This window comes from Anabaena sp. CA = ATCC 33047, assembly GCF_963870205.1.
Classification (GTDB): domain Bacteria; phylum Cyanobacteriota; class Cyanobacteriia; order Cyanobacteriales; family Nostocaceae; genus Trichormus.
Map to the genome: position 1 here is coordinate 3,830 of NZ_CAWMSA010000036.1, position 15,237 is coordinate 19,066.

Below are 15,237 nucleotides of genomic sequence, written 5' to 3' on the forward strand. Positions count from 1 at the left end.
AGTTATGCCTTAGTCGGGGCTGGCATTGGTGCGCTGGGTTCGGTACTGTTACAAGGTGGACAGTTGGCGGGTGTGGGTAGCGACTTGCGTCGTGTAATGGCAATTATTACTGGTGTGATGCTGATTTGGTTCGGGTTAGGACAAATCACACCTAACTTATTACCCCGCATTCCTTTGCTACATCCCCTGTTAAAAGGTGGTTTACATCAACGTCTGAGTACAGGAATGGTTAACCTATCTTTACATCAACGATGGTGGACACCGATACTTTTGGGTATGACTTGGGGTTTAATGCCTTGTGGTTTTTTGTATGCTGCCCAAATTAAAGCGGCAGAAACTGGTAGTTTATGGCTGGGTACGGCGACTATGCTGGCTTTTGGTGTGGGAACACTGCCAACAATGTTAGGTGTGGGTGTGTCTACTTCCTTGGTGAGTCAAGACAGGCGGAGTCAATTATTTCGCTTAGGTGGTTGGGTGACGCTGAGTATTGGGGTAATTACTTTACTGCGGACTGGTGAGACAATGGTAGATTACACCGGACACGCGGCTTTGTTCTGTGTAATCATGGCGTTAATTGCCCGCCCCATTAGTAAAGTGTGGGCTTCGCCTTTACGTTATCGTCGGGCTTTGGGAGTGGGGGGGTTTGTGCTGGCTGTGGTGCATACCACCCACATGATAGAACATTCCTTGCAATGGAATTTTGCTGCTTTTTGGTTCTTACCGCCAGAATTTCAACTGGGGATGGCTGCTGGTGCTGTAGGATTGATATTAATGACCCCGGCAGCTGTGACAAGTTGGGAATCTTTGCAAAAATCTTGGGGTAAACGCTGGCGACAAATTCATTTATTGAGTGTACCGGCTTTACTTTTGAGTGCTATTCATGCGGTGTTGATTGGTTCTCATTATTTGGGTTCTTTACGATTGACTTGGGGAAATAAATTAGCAGCTGTGTTAATGGGAATTGTCACCTTGGGAGTTTTGTTAGTGCGAATGCGCTCTTTTTGGTCTAAGTTAAACCTAGAAAAGTTTTATGTTCCCCCCACTAAATCAAACTAAAGCCACCCAAGACAAACAAGTTTCTGCACTTAAGGGTGTGTCAGCTATCGAGTATCTTTCATTTCTGAGTTGCTTAGTTCTATCCATAAATAGTATTCCTCCTGCTGCTGCTCATAAAATAGAAATAGCAGGAGATGTTGGCGGTACTCTCCACATTGAACCGAATGATACTCCTCGTGCTGGAGAAACTGCACAAGCTTGGTTTGCTTTGACTCGTAAAGGTGGTAAATCGATTCCTTTGACTCAATGTGATTGTCAATTAGCTGTGTACGCTGAACCTCACATACCTGGCGAACCTGCATTAATCGAACCATCATTAACGCCTGTGAATGCTGAACGTTATCAGGGTATACCTGGTGCAGATATTACTTTTCCCAAACCGGGAATTTATCAGCTACAGTTAACAGGCAAGCCAAAAGCTGGGGCAAATTTTCAACCGTTTGATTTGAAGTTTGAGGTGACGGTAGCTGCTGGTGCTGGTGGGATAGGTAAACAGATACAAAGTCAGGAAACCATTAATGGTGTGGTTGTGGAGAGTGAAGCATCATCCTTGAGAATGGGGGGAATTCCCATCTGGGCGATCGCTCTCTCCACTGTGGCAGTCTTGGGTATAATCTTGTTTGTCTGGCAACGTCAAAAAGGTAAAAGTTGAAAACCCCTGAAAAACAGCAACGCAGTTGCGTATTTTTTGCTGTCTTAGGTAACTATTGTGCGTTGAAGTTAGGGGAGATGAGGTTAATTAATCCTCAATCTCCATGCTACTACTTATGTCTGTTTAAGTGCCATTGCCACGCATGAGCAACAATATCTTGAATATTTGGATACTGGGGTTGCCAGCCTAAAATTTTTCTGGCTTTTTCGCCACTACCAATGAGACTGGGAGGATCTCCGGGACGGCGATCGCATTCTTCTATTGGTATAGTTAATCCTGTCACCTGTTTGGCTGCTGCTATCACTTCTCTGACAGAGAAACCTTGTCCGTTACCTAAATTGAAAACTTCGCTGTCGCCACCTTTAAGTAAATACTCTAACCCTAAAACATGGGCATCTGCCAAATCGCTAACGTGAATATAATCCCGAATACAAGTACCATCAGGCGTAGGGTAGTCAGTGCCAAAAATCGAAATAGATTTACGTTTACCTAAAGCTGTCAACAGTACCAAAGGAATTAGATGAGTTTCCGGGTTGTGATCCTCACCTAATAACCCGTCAGGATGTGCGCCAGCCGCATTAAAATAACGGAAACGCACTGATTTTAAACCGTAAGCCCCATCAAAGTCAGATAGAATCCGTTCTACCATTAATTTAGTAGCACCGTAGGGATTGATAGGATTTTGGGGGTGGTTTTCCGGAATTGGTACAACGTTAGGTACACCATAGGTGGCACAAGTGGAAGAAAAGACAAAATTCTTAATAGATGCCGCCAGCATTGCTTCTAAGAGAACCAGTGTACCGACAACGTTGTTGCGGTAGTATTTAGCAGGGTCACTCACTGATTCACCGACATAAGCATAGGCGGAAAAGTGCATGACGGCGGCAAAGTTACGAGTTGTAAATAAATTATCTAACAGAGGGCGATCGCTGGTGTCGCCTTCGATCAACTCTACCTGCAACACCTTTTCCACAAGATCACGATGCCCATAAACTAAGTTATCTAAGATCACCACATCATAACCTGCTTGTTTGAGAGCTAATACCGTGTGTGAACCGATATACCCTGCCCCCCCCGTGACTAAAATACTGGGCTTTTCAGGTGACATAGTTTTTCCCTTTGAGTGACGACTACTCAATTAATGTAATTTAGTGGTGTACCAAATTACTCATCTGGAAAATTATAAATATTAGACGCATTGTGAAAAAATTGCACTAAAATCACTACGACAGTAGTCTTTGGTGTGAGGGTTGAGGTATTTTAAGTCAAATTGACAGTTGACTCTTAAATCCAGTTCGTGAAACCTCTAGGCTAACCCTTCAGGGTACTCGACGAGAACCCCATCGGGAAACGCCAGTTGCTTGATATCGAAGAACCCTTTTGACAGTTCCTTAAGTCGAAACTGTCTCACCACCGCACTGGTTCATCACAAAAGGAGATTTGAGAGTAAATATCTATGTTTTTACTGTTAAGCCGAGTATTGTTGTGGCTACTAATTGGTGTGATAGCCTACTCTGTGTTTCAGAGATTTTATCCTGCTGGAACTTTCGTGGGACGATTAGTTTTTGTCATTGTGTTGGTTGTGATAGCTTTATCATTTCTTAACCCCAATGAACCAGCTGTAGCTTCTTTGTGGAGGTTGGTATCCTTTCCCCTCAAACCTTTAGGAGCTTCAGTTTTGATGTTGATTTTAGCGGCTCAAAAAATTAAGGGAGGTGGCATCGATAAACCAGGGGGATATTTAGTTGGTTGGTCGTTGACAATTTTACTGTTGGCTAGTACACCTGCGATCGCCTATTTCTTGGTGAGAGCTCCTTTAGCAACCGGGGCATTTCTCCCCAATGGTCAACTATTATCATCTCCATCGTCAACACTTGTAGCTTTCGAGACACAAACCAACCCGATGCTAGTTACTGATGTGGTTCAGGATTCTATCTTACCCAGTTCTCAACTGAGTCAGTCCACGTTAGCATTCCAATACTGGGAGACGAAAATCCCCCCTTACCTGTTGCAGAATCCTCAACAAATTCGAGAAAGAGGATTAAGACTCGAAGACTTTGTACCCAGTGCAGAAACACTCCAACTCACAACACAAGTCTGGGAAAGTTATCTTAATCAAATTTACATTTTTTTACGTGGTCGTCAGTCCTAAAGTTCAAAGTCAAAAGATGAGGGGAGGGTATGAAGAGTAAAACTTTCTCCTGTCCCCTCCCTCTTGCCCTTCGATTACTCTACGACAACCCCTTTGGAAAACGCCAATCGCACCCTAGTGTCCGGGTAAATCAACAGAAATCCCCTGTTGTGCGTTTTGGCTGACTTCCTGCCCCTTGCCGCCAGCTTTACTTCCATCCATGAAACAATCTCGACGAATTGCTCAACTTGGTGCTTACCTACGTCCCCATTGGCGGGATGCTACTTTAGGCATCCTGGCTTTGTTGTCTGTTAATGGACTAGGGGTTTATATTCCCTGGTTAATTCGTGCTTGCGTTGACCAAATTGCCAAAAACGTGAGCTGGAATCAAATAATACGTTATGTCATCGTGATTATTTTGCTCAGTTCTGCTATGTGGCTGATCCGCATGGCTTCACGACTGTGGATATTTGGCGTAGGAAGACAAGTAGAATTTGACCTCAAACAAAGAATTTTTGAGCATTTACTCAAGCTGGAGCCTGCTTATTTTGCGACTAACACGATTGGGGACTTAATCAGCAGGGCTACCAGTGATGTCGATAATGTCAGGCGGTTGTTGGGTTTTGCAGTCTTAAGTTTTGCTAATACGATATTTGCTTACGCTTTAACACTGCCAGTCATGCTAGCCATTAACATCAATTTGACACTAGCAGCCTTAGCAGTTTATCCCTTGATGTTTTTCTTAGTGCATTTGTTTAGTAATCGTTTACGTCAGCAACAGGCAGTAGTACAAGAAAAACTGTCAGATATTAGTGAACTTATTCAAGAAGATGTCAGTGGCATGGCTTTGATTAAAATCTACGCCCAAGAAGAAAATGAGCGTCGTGCCTTTGCCCACAAAAATCAACAGCTATTAGCAGCTAACTTGTCACTGGCAAAAAGCCGAAATACTCTGTTTCCTCTGATTAGTGGTTTAGCTGGTTTGAGTTCACTGATTATTATTTGGTTGGGGACAACGCAGATTGCTGCTGGAACTCTGGCTGTTGGCGACTTTTTGGCATTGCTGATTTACGTAGAACGTTTGGTTTTCCCCACAGCTTTGTTAGGTTTCACTATTACCGCCTACCAACGGGGAGAAGTCAGTATAGACCGTTTGGAAGCGATTCTGAGTGTCACCCCGAAAATTCAAGATGACACAGAGGCGATACATCTACCGCTAGCTGAGGTAAAGGGGGAATTGTTAGGGCGAAATCTCAGTTTCACTTATCCCGGTGCTACTACTCCGGCTTTAGATCAAGTGAATTTTCAGATTCACCCTGGAGAAACAGTTGCAATTGTGGGGGCGATAGGTTCAGGGAAGTCAACTTTAGCCAATGCTTTGCCTCGCTTATTGGAGATTGCACCCGGACAGTTGTTTTTAGATGGGGTGGATATTACTCAGATTAGCTTGGCAGATTTACGTCATGCGATCGCCTACGTTCCTCAAGATAGCTTTTTATTTAGCACTACCATCAAAAATAATATTCGCTACGGTGAGCCTTTGAGCGCACAAGAAGATGTAGAGTATGTAGCTCAATTGTCCCAAATTAACCAAGAAATTATTAATTTTCCGGCGCAATACGAAACTATAGTCGGTGAACGTGGCATTACTCTCTCTGGCGGTCAAAGGCAACGTACCGCTTTAGCTAGAGCCATTTTAGTCAATGCTCCGGTTTTAATCTTGGATGATGCCCTCTCTAGTGTAGATAATCAAACCGCTACACAAATTTTGAATAATCTCTCTCAGGGTAATGAAAGCAGAACCGTGATTTTTATTACACATCAACTTTCCGCCGCCGCCGTAGCTGACAGGATTTTGGTGATGGATAAAGGCAGAATTGTCCAAGTAGGCAATCACTCACAACTATTACAAGAAGCAGGGATTTACAGAGATTTGTGGAGCCGACATCAAGTTGAAGAATTACTAAATTAATGCTTTATTTCTAATGGCTGGGATGGCTGGGTGTGGGGAATTACAAATCTAGTTCTCCACTTGGCAAGTCTGGCTAGTATCATAGCCAATGGGCAATTAACTACTGAAAATTACATAGTTAATTACCCATTAATTGTTATTTATTTAAAAAGCTCCAACTTTGCCAAATATTGCGAAGATTGTTTTTATAATTAGTTGTAAATCATATAAAGGATGCCATTTTTGTTGATATTGTAAGTCTAAATCAACTATTTTTTCAAAATCTTTGATATGAGAACGTCCATTAGCTTGCCATTCACCAGTTAAACCAGGTTTAACATTTAAGCGTTGCCAGTGGCGGTTGTTATATTTTGCTACTTCATCACCAGTGGGGGGGCGTGTTCCCACTAAACTCATATCACCCATAAAGACATTCCAAAACTGGGGTAGTTCATCTAAACTGCTGCTGCGTAAAAAACGCCCCACTTTTGTCACCCGAAAGTCATTTTTGTTTTTAAAGACAAATCCGTCTGCTTCATTATCTACTAAAGATTTCAGTCTTTCCGCATCATTGACCATGGAACGGAATTTCCAAATCCGAAAGGGACGACCCTGAAGACCATAACGTTCTTGAGAGAAGAAAATCGGGCCTGGACTATCGAGTTTAATGGCGATCGCAATCGGTAGAAACACAATTGCCAAAATTGACAGCCCCACTATGCTGCCTAAAATATCCAACCCACGTTTGAATTTAGAATTTACTGAGGGATGATTGGTAAATTCTATCTTCCACTCTTTATAGCTAGTATCTAGCAATACTTTTTGTGAGGGTGTTTGATACATGGTAGATTTACTATCTTACTTTTAGTAACTCTCGTAATTTTACTGATTTTCCAGCGAAAATTAAACTTTAAGACCACAAAAACCGGGAATTTTACGGTTTTTTTACGGAAACTTTATTTACTTGCAGGTTAACATCAATTTTTGTAAATTTAAGATGAAGAGCAATCCATCTCTGACATTAGAATGGTTAGTATAGTCTAATACGTATTAAATAAATTATACACAGATACAATTAATACTTGTCAAATTGCAATAAGAGACAAGCAGCTATAGCAGTAAGGAGAGCAAATTTTAGCTTTGTGAGGAATTACACAAGTTTCGTCATGAAACTTGCTTGTAGGGTGCGTCAGAGAAGATTATTCTGTAACAATTAACAGATTTTTGACATCTGACGCACCCTACTAATGTGCCAGTTGTGTCAGTCCTGTTTGGTAAAAACCCAATTATTCGCTATTTCCTAAACCCTGAGTTGAGTGACGGCAATATTACCAGAAAAACAAACATCTACATCACTACCGGGTGTACGTTCCCGTTTGCCATACTCCCCCACATAATAAAAATCATCACCATCAATGTGAAACTTGAGTGGTAAAGGTTTGGTACAAGGTTGACATAAAACCATTTCAGGTTTTGGTTCTCCTGGTTGTAGATGGGGTAAATTCACATTCCAAAAGTATCCCGGTTCTAGGGGAAGGTGGAGTAACTCAGCTAAAACTTCAGCCGTTAACTTAGCTGCCAACTCCCAATCAAAATTGAGTTTAGCTTTACGATAGTGAGAGATAGCAATACCGGGGATACCGTGCATAGCTGCTTCTCGCACAGCTGCAACAGTACCAGAAATATAAGCATCAACACCCAAGTTTCCCCCAGCGTTGATACCTGACAAGACAAATTTGGCATCTTGGCAAATTTGGGTTAAGGCGATTCTGATACAATCGGCGGGAGTACCTGCGATCGCATACTCAACATCAGAACGCCGCTTCAAATTAATAGGACGAGTCGTGGTAACTTGATGACCACAACCAGATTGATGATGCTTGGGTGCAGCAATAATCACATCTTTACCGTTGACAGCTTCAGCCAAAGCTTTAATCCCTGGAGCATCAATCCCATCATCATTAGTTAATATTATGGTCACGTCGCCTCACTTTGACTTACAAATTCCAACCTGTTCTCTATTTTGTGTCCCAAGTTGTGATTAAGTTACAATGATTTATCAAGGTGAGTGTCAACTAAACTATTCTGTGAATATCACCATAGGCACGATAAAAACCGCCACTAGCTGATTCACGTATTTCTTGAACAAGGTAACGCGCACCTTCAACACGAATATCCTTGGGAAACTGCACTTTCCAGTTAGAGTTGTACCCCTGAGAAACAACGCGAATTCTGAGTTTAGTTCCTTCTCGAAAGCACTCAACAATCACCCCAGAGCTAGTATTTGTAGTAGTTTCTAGAACAGATGAAGGTGCGACTCCTTCCCCTGATGGTGCTTTAATAACTACAGCTTCGGGAACTGTACCGGTTTGAGCAGAGTGAATCGCCGCTTCACTAGCATCAATGCAAGCCAAATAACCATCTGTAGTCACAAGATAAATATGGTGATCGAAAAACTGCATAGATAAAGCCGAACCGCAGCCTGTAGCCAGCTTCCACAGACGTTCTCCTAGCTGATCAAAACAATAAATCGAAGAACTATTATCTCCGGCAAACACATACTTACCGTTGAGTGCGGTGGCGCAAGAGTAAACTGCCGCATCACATTGATAAATTGAACCAACTTTTCCATCTTTACTAAAGCTGTAAACTTTATGACTGCTTGTGCCGGCATAGACTGCGGATGCTTCTTGCCAACCAAACAGTACACTACCTTGAGTTTTCTGATGCCACAACATTCGACCTTCTTGGTGATCATACATAGTCACACCTTTACTGTGACCGTGATAAACACCAGATTCGTCACAACGCACCATCCAACCTGAATCACCTTGACTAAGACGAGTCCACTGTGATTCATCATCATGATCAATTGTTGTTACACCACCATTGGCATCAGAGACAGCTAATAGACCATCTTTGATATCTAACCAAAAAATATCAACATTCTCATCAATCTTGTAGCTCACTCGTGGTAGCTTACCAGTCAGGTCGTAAACATTGCCATCATCGCAACCCGCATAAATCCAAACATCATCAGCAACTAAACATTTAACACCATCAGGTAGTTTAAACCGATTGACTACTTCACCCTGATGATTCAAAGCAAAAACTTGGCCTGCTTGATTCCCTACCCAGCAACGTTTGGCATCAATGAAAATTCCAAAAGCGGCTGAGTTAGAAGCAAACTTCCAAAGAATAGGAGCTTGTTTAGCTTTGGAGACGGTACTGCTGATTTGGCGGCGTGTCACAGGACGCTTCTGACGCACACCCATGACAGCTACCTCATACCCTTTTTTGAGTTTTTCTTTAATCTTTTTGCTAGCTTCTGCTTTGGCTTTATCTGGAGTCGGAAAAGTTTTTGTTTGAGTTTGTCCTGAGTCGCCAATACGACCGTAACGTATGGTTAATTCATTGTCTTTAACAGTCACTTCATAAAACTTATGAGAGCCTCCATTAGCTTCGGAAAGTTCTAAATATGTCTTTGCTTCTGACATAAGTTCTCTCTGGAAAATTAATTAAGGTTTCCAATATACACAGTGAATCGGCGTGTTCATCGGAGTGATGAACCAAAGTAACTACTAAATGAGACTGTGCCATGATTTATTGTGTTAAGTATGTTGCGTTTTAGCACTGATCTATATCACTGACTAATGTCTGAGGCGCGATTAATCAATCCTTGCAAGAGGTGATTTTGACATTAGTTGTATAGTATTTTTGGTGCTAGTCGGTATTATAGGATGATCAAATGAAACAGCTCCTCAACCCAGTTTTTAGGATGAAGACAATCCTCGTCCGGCTGATTTTACCTGTGCTGACGGTGATTTTAGCTTCCTCCCTATTTGCTACCTCTGCCCTAGCTACGGGTGTTTATCAAATACCCAGCCTGACAGCAGGCGATTCCACCTGGGTGATCGATCAAGGTGAAGTCATCAGCCGCATCAATGAAGGTCAAATTAGCAGCAGCTTTGAGAATTTAGCAAAGCAAAGCGGTAAAGAAGTCAGATTTGTGACAATTCGCCGCCTCGATTATGGAGAGACACCAGAAAGTTTTGCTCAAGCACTGTTTGAGACATGGTTTCCTACTCCAGAAGCTCAAGCAAATCAAACTTTGTTAGTTTTAGATACAGTCACTAACGGTACTGCAATTATTTCTGGTGAGCAGGTGAAATCGCTGCTTACAGATGAGATTGCTCAGAGTGTGGCTGAAGAAACATTAGCTGCACCCTTACGGGATGGTAATAAATATAATCAGGCATTTTTAGATGCGAGCGATCGCCTAGTTGCAGTTCTCTCTGGCGAACCTGATCCCGGCCCTCCCCAAATTGCTGATAATGTGCAAGTAGAAGGCACATTCAAAAAAGCCGAAGAAACAGACAAAGGTAATGCCACTGCTTGGGTAGTTGGACTATTAATTGCTGCCACTATCATCCCCATGGCAACTTACTATATTTATCTAGCTGTTCAACCATCCTCAGAAGGTTAGGGAATGGGGAATCGGGAATCGGGAAAATTACCATTTATTGCCCCATGCCCAATACCCAAAGCCCAATTTTAATCTTGAATGTACTCTTGCCCTGTTACTAAAGCGACTTCAGCACGGACAAATTCCCGTCCTAAATAGGCAGCGTGGTCTAATTGAGTTACCGGACAGGGCTGAGTTTCTTCAAAGATTTTCACACATAACTCTTTAGCTGTTCTACCACTAAAAACTGTGGTGTGAGTGCGTTCTACTTTACCCCTAGCCGGAATCACTTTACCTGTTTCTGGATCAACTGCTAAACCCCGGTCATCAATGATATTTGTAAAATGTTTGGCGTAAATTAAACCCTCAGCTCGATCCACGTAGATAATGAAATATCCACTGGGGTCAAGGTCAATATGACGCTGAGAAAGTTTATCATCAATTGCTGTTAAATTTTCTAGAATCAAATCCATAATCGTTCTCAAAAGTAAATTTCTTTAGTCAGGGTTTTTACACTCTAGATCCAGTGTAAATCTTGAGTCACCATATCTTTAACTATTATTTAAGATTTTCGGTTACTAAAAGGTAACTCTGCATTAATCGCCGCAATTTCTTGTGTCTCTAATTGATTAACTTCACTAATGTAAGGTCTGAGAATTTGCGCTAAACGATTATTGTAAAAGCGATGCAGACTGTAATTAGGTGCGGCAGGGAAACCACGCCGTTTTTTATGTCGTCCACCCGCACCAGGGTCAAATAATTGTATACCGTTAGCGATCGCCCACTCAATCGGTGCATAATAACAAGCATCAAAATGTAAACAATCTACTTCTTGCCAACTACCCCAATAGCGTCCATACAATCTATCGCCTTTATACAAGCAAAAAGACATACCCACAGGGTGACGGGCATCCTGTTCACTATAGGCGGCAAAAAATACCACCCGATGCCGATAATCAGCGTTTAGCTGCTCAAAAAACCGCTTGGTTAAATACTTGCTACCCCACCAGCCAAACTTATCACAAGTATCAGCATAAAACTGATACATCAACGGAAACAAAGACTTAGGAATCTCATCCCCAGTCAGGGGTTGTAATTTTAAACCAACCTTTTCTACAGCTTTGCGTTCGCGTTTAATATTGCGGCGTTGGTTAGCATTAAAAACTGCCAAGTAATCATCGAAATTATTAAACCCTAAATTTTCCCAGATATAACTATGGTGTAACCAAGGTGTAAAACCTTGGCGTTCTAACACTGGTTGCCAATCAGGATCAACATAGAGAAAATGACAGCCAGAAATGCGATGTTTAACACAAAAAGCGTCAATTTCATGCACCATCATCGCTGTAATTTCCTCTTCATCTTCCCCATCGGCTATTAAAAAGCGATATCCTTCCGTCGGGGTGAATGGTGTCATCCCCAAAAGTTTAGGATAATACTGCACACCAATGCGATCGGCTAACTCTGCCCACTGGTGATCAAACACAAATTCACCATAACTGTGTCCTTTAACATACAAAGGAGCAGCCGCAATTAATGTTCTGTCTCGCCACACAGTCAAATGATTTGGTAGCCAGCCAGTTTTAGCCGTGGCACTTTGGGAAGCTTCTAGATTATGCAGCCAATTCCACTCTAAAAAAGGCGTTTTTAGTGGTAAAGCTAGAGCATCCCAAGCATCTTGGGGTACTTCATCGATTTTATTAATCCAAACAAGAGAGTAGCGCGGCTTGAGTTGTTCTACCATTGCAAGGTTTTGGTTACTGGGTACTGGGTACTGGGTACTGGGTACTGGGTACTGGGTACTGGGTACTGGGTAAGATTTTTGCTGATTCCTAGTTCCCCATGAATAGCGTAGTTCACACTACAGGTCTTTGCAGACGATAATGGAGAAAAACTTCTTGTTCTACGGTTTTGACTTCTAGCAATTGTAGGCGAGGTGCGAATTTAGCAATGAAGCCTTCACCATCTACGGGTGTGGGTGCTGTCACACCACCTAAAATGAGTGGACAAACCGTAACCCAAAGTTCATCAATTAAATCTGACTCCAGCATAGAAGCTACCAATGCACCCCCACCGAGTACCGCCAAGCGTGTTATACCTAAAGATGCTAGATGTGCTACAGTCGCAACCATGTCAATTTTTCCCTGTGACGTTTCAAAAACTAAAATCTGATCGAATTTAGGAGGAGATTCGCCGACAGTTGGGGGAAGTGTCCCTTGAGATTCTTCCCAAGACAACGCCCCGGCTGTTGTTGTCAGTAGCCAACGTTTGACAGGTTGTTGAAAAAACTTCATTTCCGGATTCAGGGTGGCTGACTGCGTAATGACTATATGAACCGGCTGGGCGGGTTTGCCCTGTTTGATTCGATGTTGCAGCAGCATAGGACGCGATACGGTCAATGTTGTACCGTAGGCACGCACAGTGCCAGCACCTAATAAAATGGCATCAGAGGCAGCAATTTGTTCTTCTAGGTGTGCTTTATCAGCACTTGAACCAAATCGAGCAGGCGATCGCCTATAATCTGCTATCTTGCCATCTGCACTCATTGCCAAAACTACTGTAGTCTGAGGACGATGTTGCACCATTGAGTTGGTTTGATAGTCTTAATGTTTTTCTTGCTGGTATGATGATTGGCAAAAATCACTTGAAAGCAAGTTACTGTTTACCAATTTCACCACTATATCTGTATGCAACACAACTCACTTTCATCTCTACTCAATATTAGTTTTGGTATAGCACATTGCTTTTTGGTAAGTAAACTTTTGATACCTTTACGGGCTGATGCCAAAGTGCAAGTAACTTAATACAATGTCTCATTTAGCTGGTTGAATTGCATATCTTGGCTGTTGTGGTTTGCAGTTGTGAAGTGAGACACTAGATGGCTAATCCCCGTCAATCATCCTTTAGACGTATTTTAGTAACAAGAATTTTGTTGCTGTTTGTGCCAGTTTTATTTGTGGGACAGATAGCAGCTTTAAATAAGGCACGCTCTAGCCTGTTGGATACTGCGCGGCAAAATCTGACAGAAAGTGCCACTATCAAAGGTGAGAAAATTTTAAATGCGATCGCTAATCTCAAAAATAGTTTATTACTTGCTAGTCGCACAGCAATTGTAGAATCGGGAACATCTGAAGAAATTCAAGAATTTCTCACTCAATTAACACAACAATTACCTAAATACGTCAGTTGTTTACAATTAACTAATTCGCGCAATGGAAACATTATTGCTAGTAGCTGTGAGCAAAATGTAATTGCTAATTTTAACTTATCTGTTCGTGAGCCAAGCTTAGATATTAAAACTGTAGCACCGCCCCAGCCAGGAACTACCGGTCAAAGAAATTCACCCAATCAACTGCAATTGGTACTATCTGCACCTGTGTATAATCGCTCTGGGCAACTGCGATATAATTTGAGTCTGCAATCAGCGTTATACCAACAAACTAAGAGTAAGCGCGGGTCACTCACGGGTAATACTATAGTGATTGACCAAGAGGGCATAATATTAGTACATCCCATAGCTAAGTATGTAGGGAAGAAGATTACCCAACACCCAGATACTGCCCAACTCAAAAGTATTGTCAAAAATGCGATCGCCGGCAAGAAAGAGTCGATTAATTTCTCCTTGGGAGATGGCAAAGAATTAATTGCAGGTTATACAGCGATTGCCGATCCCATCACACAAGAGCAACAACAAAAATGGGTAGTTCTGGCTGTCACAACTGTCGATGATGCCCTCTTAGGTTTAGAAGAAATCAAACTCATCCTCATTGTATTAACAGTTGGTTTAATTGGTGCCAGCTTGTTGGCATCATTATATTTAGCTCCCTACCTCGCAAACCCTGTAGAACAATTACGCGACTATGCCTTAAATATTCATAGTCACCACGCCGCCAACCCCGTACCCTATAACTTTAAGATTCGGGAGTTTAATCAACTGGCACAAGCACTAGACCAAATGGTTGATAGACTCAAAGCTTGGTCAGAAGAAATAGAAGTTGCTTGGAAAGAAGCAAAAACCGCCAACCAAACTAAAAGCCAATTTTTAGCCACAACTTCCCACGAATTACGTAACCCACTCAATATTATTATCAACTGCATCCGCTTAGTTAAAGATGACTTGTGTGATAGTCGCGAAGAAGAAATAGAATTTTTACAACGCGCTGATGAAACAGCTATTCACTTATTAGGAATTATTAACGATTTATTAGATATTTCCAAAATTGAAGCCGGGAAACTCTCTGTAGTGACAGAACCACTTGATTTAAGAAAAATCTTGTTGGAAGTTATTAATTTACAATCAGTCAATGTTCAACAAAAAGGTTTGCAATTAAAAATCAATATAGGTACTGAAGCCATTCCAGTGCAGGCAGATGCAGCAAAACTGCGACAAGTATTAATCAATATCATTAGTAACGCCACTAAGTTCACAGACGAAGGTGGCATTACAATTTCTACATCTGTGCATCATCAGGGCAAATCTCATGTTACCGTTACCATTACCGATACAGGTTTAGGTATTGAACCTGCTCAACAAGACAAACTGTTTCGTCCTTTTGTCAGGATAGACGGTAACAACACCCGGAAATTTGAAGGTACTGGTTTAGGTTTAGCAATTTCCCGTAACTTAATCGAACTTATGGGAGGTAAAATTACTCTCGAAAGTGCCGGACTCAACACAGGCACAACGGTAAAAATTACCTTACCATTAATTGATATTTCTTTATTACCTGTACCCGCCGCAGCTAAAGATAGTCAGCATTTGCCAAGCTTACCAAAGCAGGAAACTCAGGAGTCAGAATCAACCGGAGTTAATAATTCTCAACCCCAACAGTTAGAAGCAGAATATCCCCAGCCAGAGGTAGAAAACAATTACGAGGTGAGTATTGTATCGCCATCCGATGTTCTACCTAACCTCTCCACGGCAGAAGTTTGTCTGAAAGAAACATTGAACAGTAAATGTTGAGCGCAGTCCCTACCCATAA

Annotated in this window: 13 protein-coding genes; 6 read left to right on the forward strand and 7 right to left on the reverse strand. The window is 42.0% G+C overall.

Annotation, left to right across the window (positions count from 1 at the left end):
• Both AACS98_RS08490 and AACS98_RS08495 read left to right on the forward strand, forming a co-directional pair.
• A partial coding sequence (locus AACS98_RS08490) for an urease accessory protein UreH domain-containing protein (RefSeq protein WP_066378246.1) occupies positions 1–1,056 on the forward strand: 1,056 nt, incomplete at its 5' end.
• Positions 1,031–1,708 carry a hypothetical protein gene (locus AACS98_RS08495; RefSeq protein WP_066378252.1) on the forward strand — a complete coding sequence of 226 codons (678 nt, stop codon included), beginning with the start codon at positions 1,031–1,033 and terminating at the stop codon, positions 1,706–1,708. The genes AACS98_RS08490 and AACS98_RS08495, both read left to right, overlap by 26 nt.
• Before the next feature lie 109 nt (positions 1,709–1,817).
• Here the strand turns inward: AACS98_RS08495 and galE are convergent, their stop codons facing one another.
• A complete protein-coding gene (gene galE, locus AACS98_RS08500) occupies positions 1,818–2,816 on the reverse strand; it encodes a UDP-glucose 4-epimerase GalE (protein WP_066378254.1) in 999 nt (332 codons plus the stop codon).
• A 348-nt stretch (positions 2,817–3,164) separates the two neighbouring features.
• Here galE and AACS98_RS08505 point away from each other — a divergent pair, with 348 nt between their 5' ends.
• Complete coding sequence (locus AACS98_RS08505) at positions 3,165–3,860, forward strand: hypothetical protein (protein ID WP_066378256.1); 696 nt, start codon at positions 3,165–3,167, stop codon at positions 3,858–3,860.
• A 199-nt stretch (positions 3,861–4,059) separates the two neighbouring features.
• Complete coding sequence (locus AACS98_RS08510) at positions 4,060–5,811, forward strand: ABC transporter ATP-binding protein (protein ID WP_066378257.1); 1,752 nt, start codon at positions 4,060–4,062, stop codon at positions 5,809–5,811.
• A gap of 144 nt (positions 5,812–5,955) precedes the next feature.
• Here AACS98_RS08510 and AACS98_RS08515 read toward each other — a convergent pair whose 3' ends face one another.
• From AACS98_RS08515 to AACS98_RS08525, 3 genes are all read right to left on the reverse strand, one after another.
• Positions 5,956–6,633 carry a sugar transferase gene (locus AACS98_RS08515; RefSeq protein WP_066378259.1) on the reverse strand — a complete coding sequence of 226 codons (678 nt, stop codon included), beginning with the start codon at positions 6,631–6,633 and terminating at the stop codon, positions 5,956–5,958.
• 457 nt (positions 6,634–7,090) lie between these two features.
• Complete coding sequence (gene surE, locus AACS98_RS08520; RefSeq protein WP_066378268.1) at positions 7,091–7,771, reverse strand: 5'/3'-nucleotidase SurE; 681 nt, start codon at positions 7,769–7,771, stop codon at positions 7,091–7,093.
• Between the two features lie 94 nt (positions 7,772–7,865).
• The gene (locus AACS98_RS08525; protein ID WP_066378270.1) at positions 7,866–9,287 is read right to left on the reverse strand and encodes a WGR domain-containing protein; all 1,422 of its coding nucleotides are present in this window, start codon (positions 9,285–9,287) and stop codon (positions 7,866–7,868) included.
• A 251-nt stretch (positions 9,288–9,538) separates the two neighbouring features.
• Between AACS98_RS08525 and psb32 the strand changes: the two genes are divergently transcribed.
• A complete protein-coding gene (psb32, locus tag AACS98_RS08530) occupies positions 9,539–10,276 on the forward strand; it encodes a photosystem II repair protein Psb32 (protein WP_066378275.1) in 738 nt (245 codons plus the stop codon).
• A 68-nt stretch (positions 10,277–10,344) separates the two neighbouring features.
• Here the strand turns inward: psb32 and AACS98_RS08535 are convergent, their stop codons facing one another.
• From AACS98_RS08535 to AACS98_RS08545, 3 genes are all read right to left on the reverse strand, one after another.
• Entirely contained in the window at positions 10,345–10,728 is a 384-nt protein-coding gene (locus AACS98_RS08535; protein WP_066378278.1) for a DUF4346 domain-containing protein, read from the reverse strand.
• Positions 10,729–10,817: 89 nt separating this feature from the next.
• On the reverse strand, positions 10,818–11,999 hold the full coding sequence (locus AACS98_RS08540; RefSeq protein ID WP_066378280.1) for a GNAT family N-acetyltransferase: 1,182 nt from the start codon (positions 11,997–11,999) through the stop codon (positions 10,818–10,820).
• Between the two features lie 112 nt (positions 12,000–12,111).
• Complete coding sequence (locus AACS98_RS08545; RefSeq protein WP_066378282.1) at positions 12,112–12,840, reverse strand: RibD family protein; 729 nt, start codon at positions 12,838–12,840, stop codon at positions 12,112–12,114.
• A gap of 293 nt (positions 12,841–13,133) precedes the next feature.
• On the opposite strand from AACS98_RS08545, the gene AACS98_RS08550 reads away from it, so the two are divergent.
• On the forward strand, positions 13,134–15,218 hold the full coding sequence (locus AACS98_RS08550) for a sensor histidine kinase (protein WP_066378284.1): 2,085 nt from the start codon (positions 13,134–13,136) through the stop codon (positions 15,216–15,218).
• Positions 15,219–15,237: the final 19 nt, after the last annotated feature.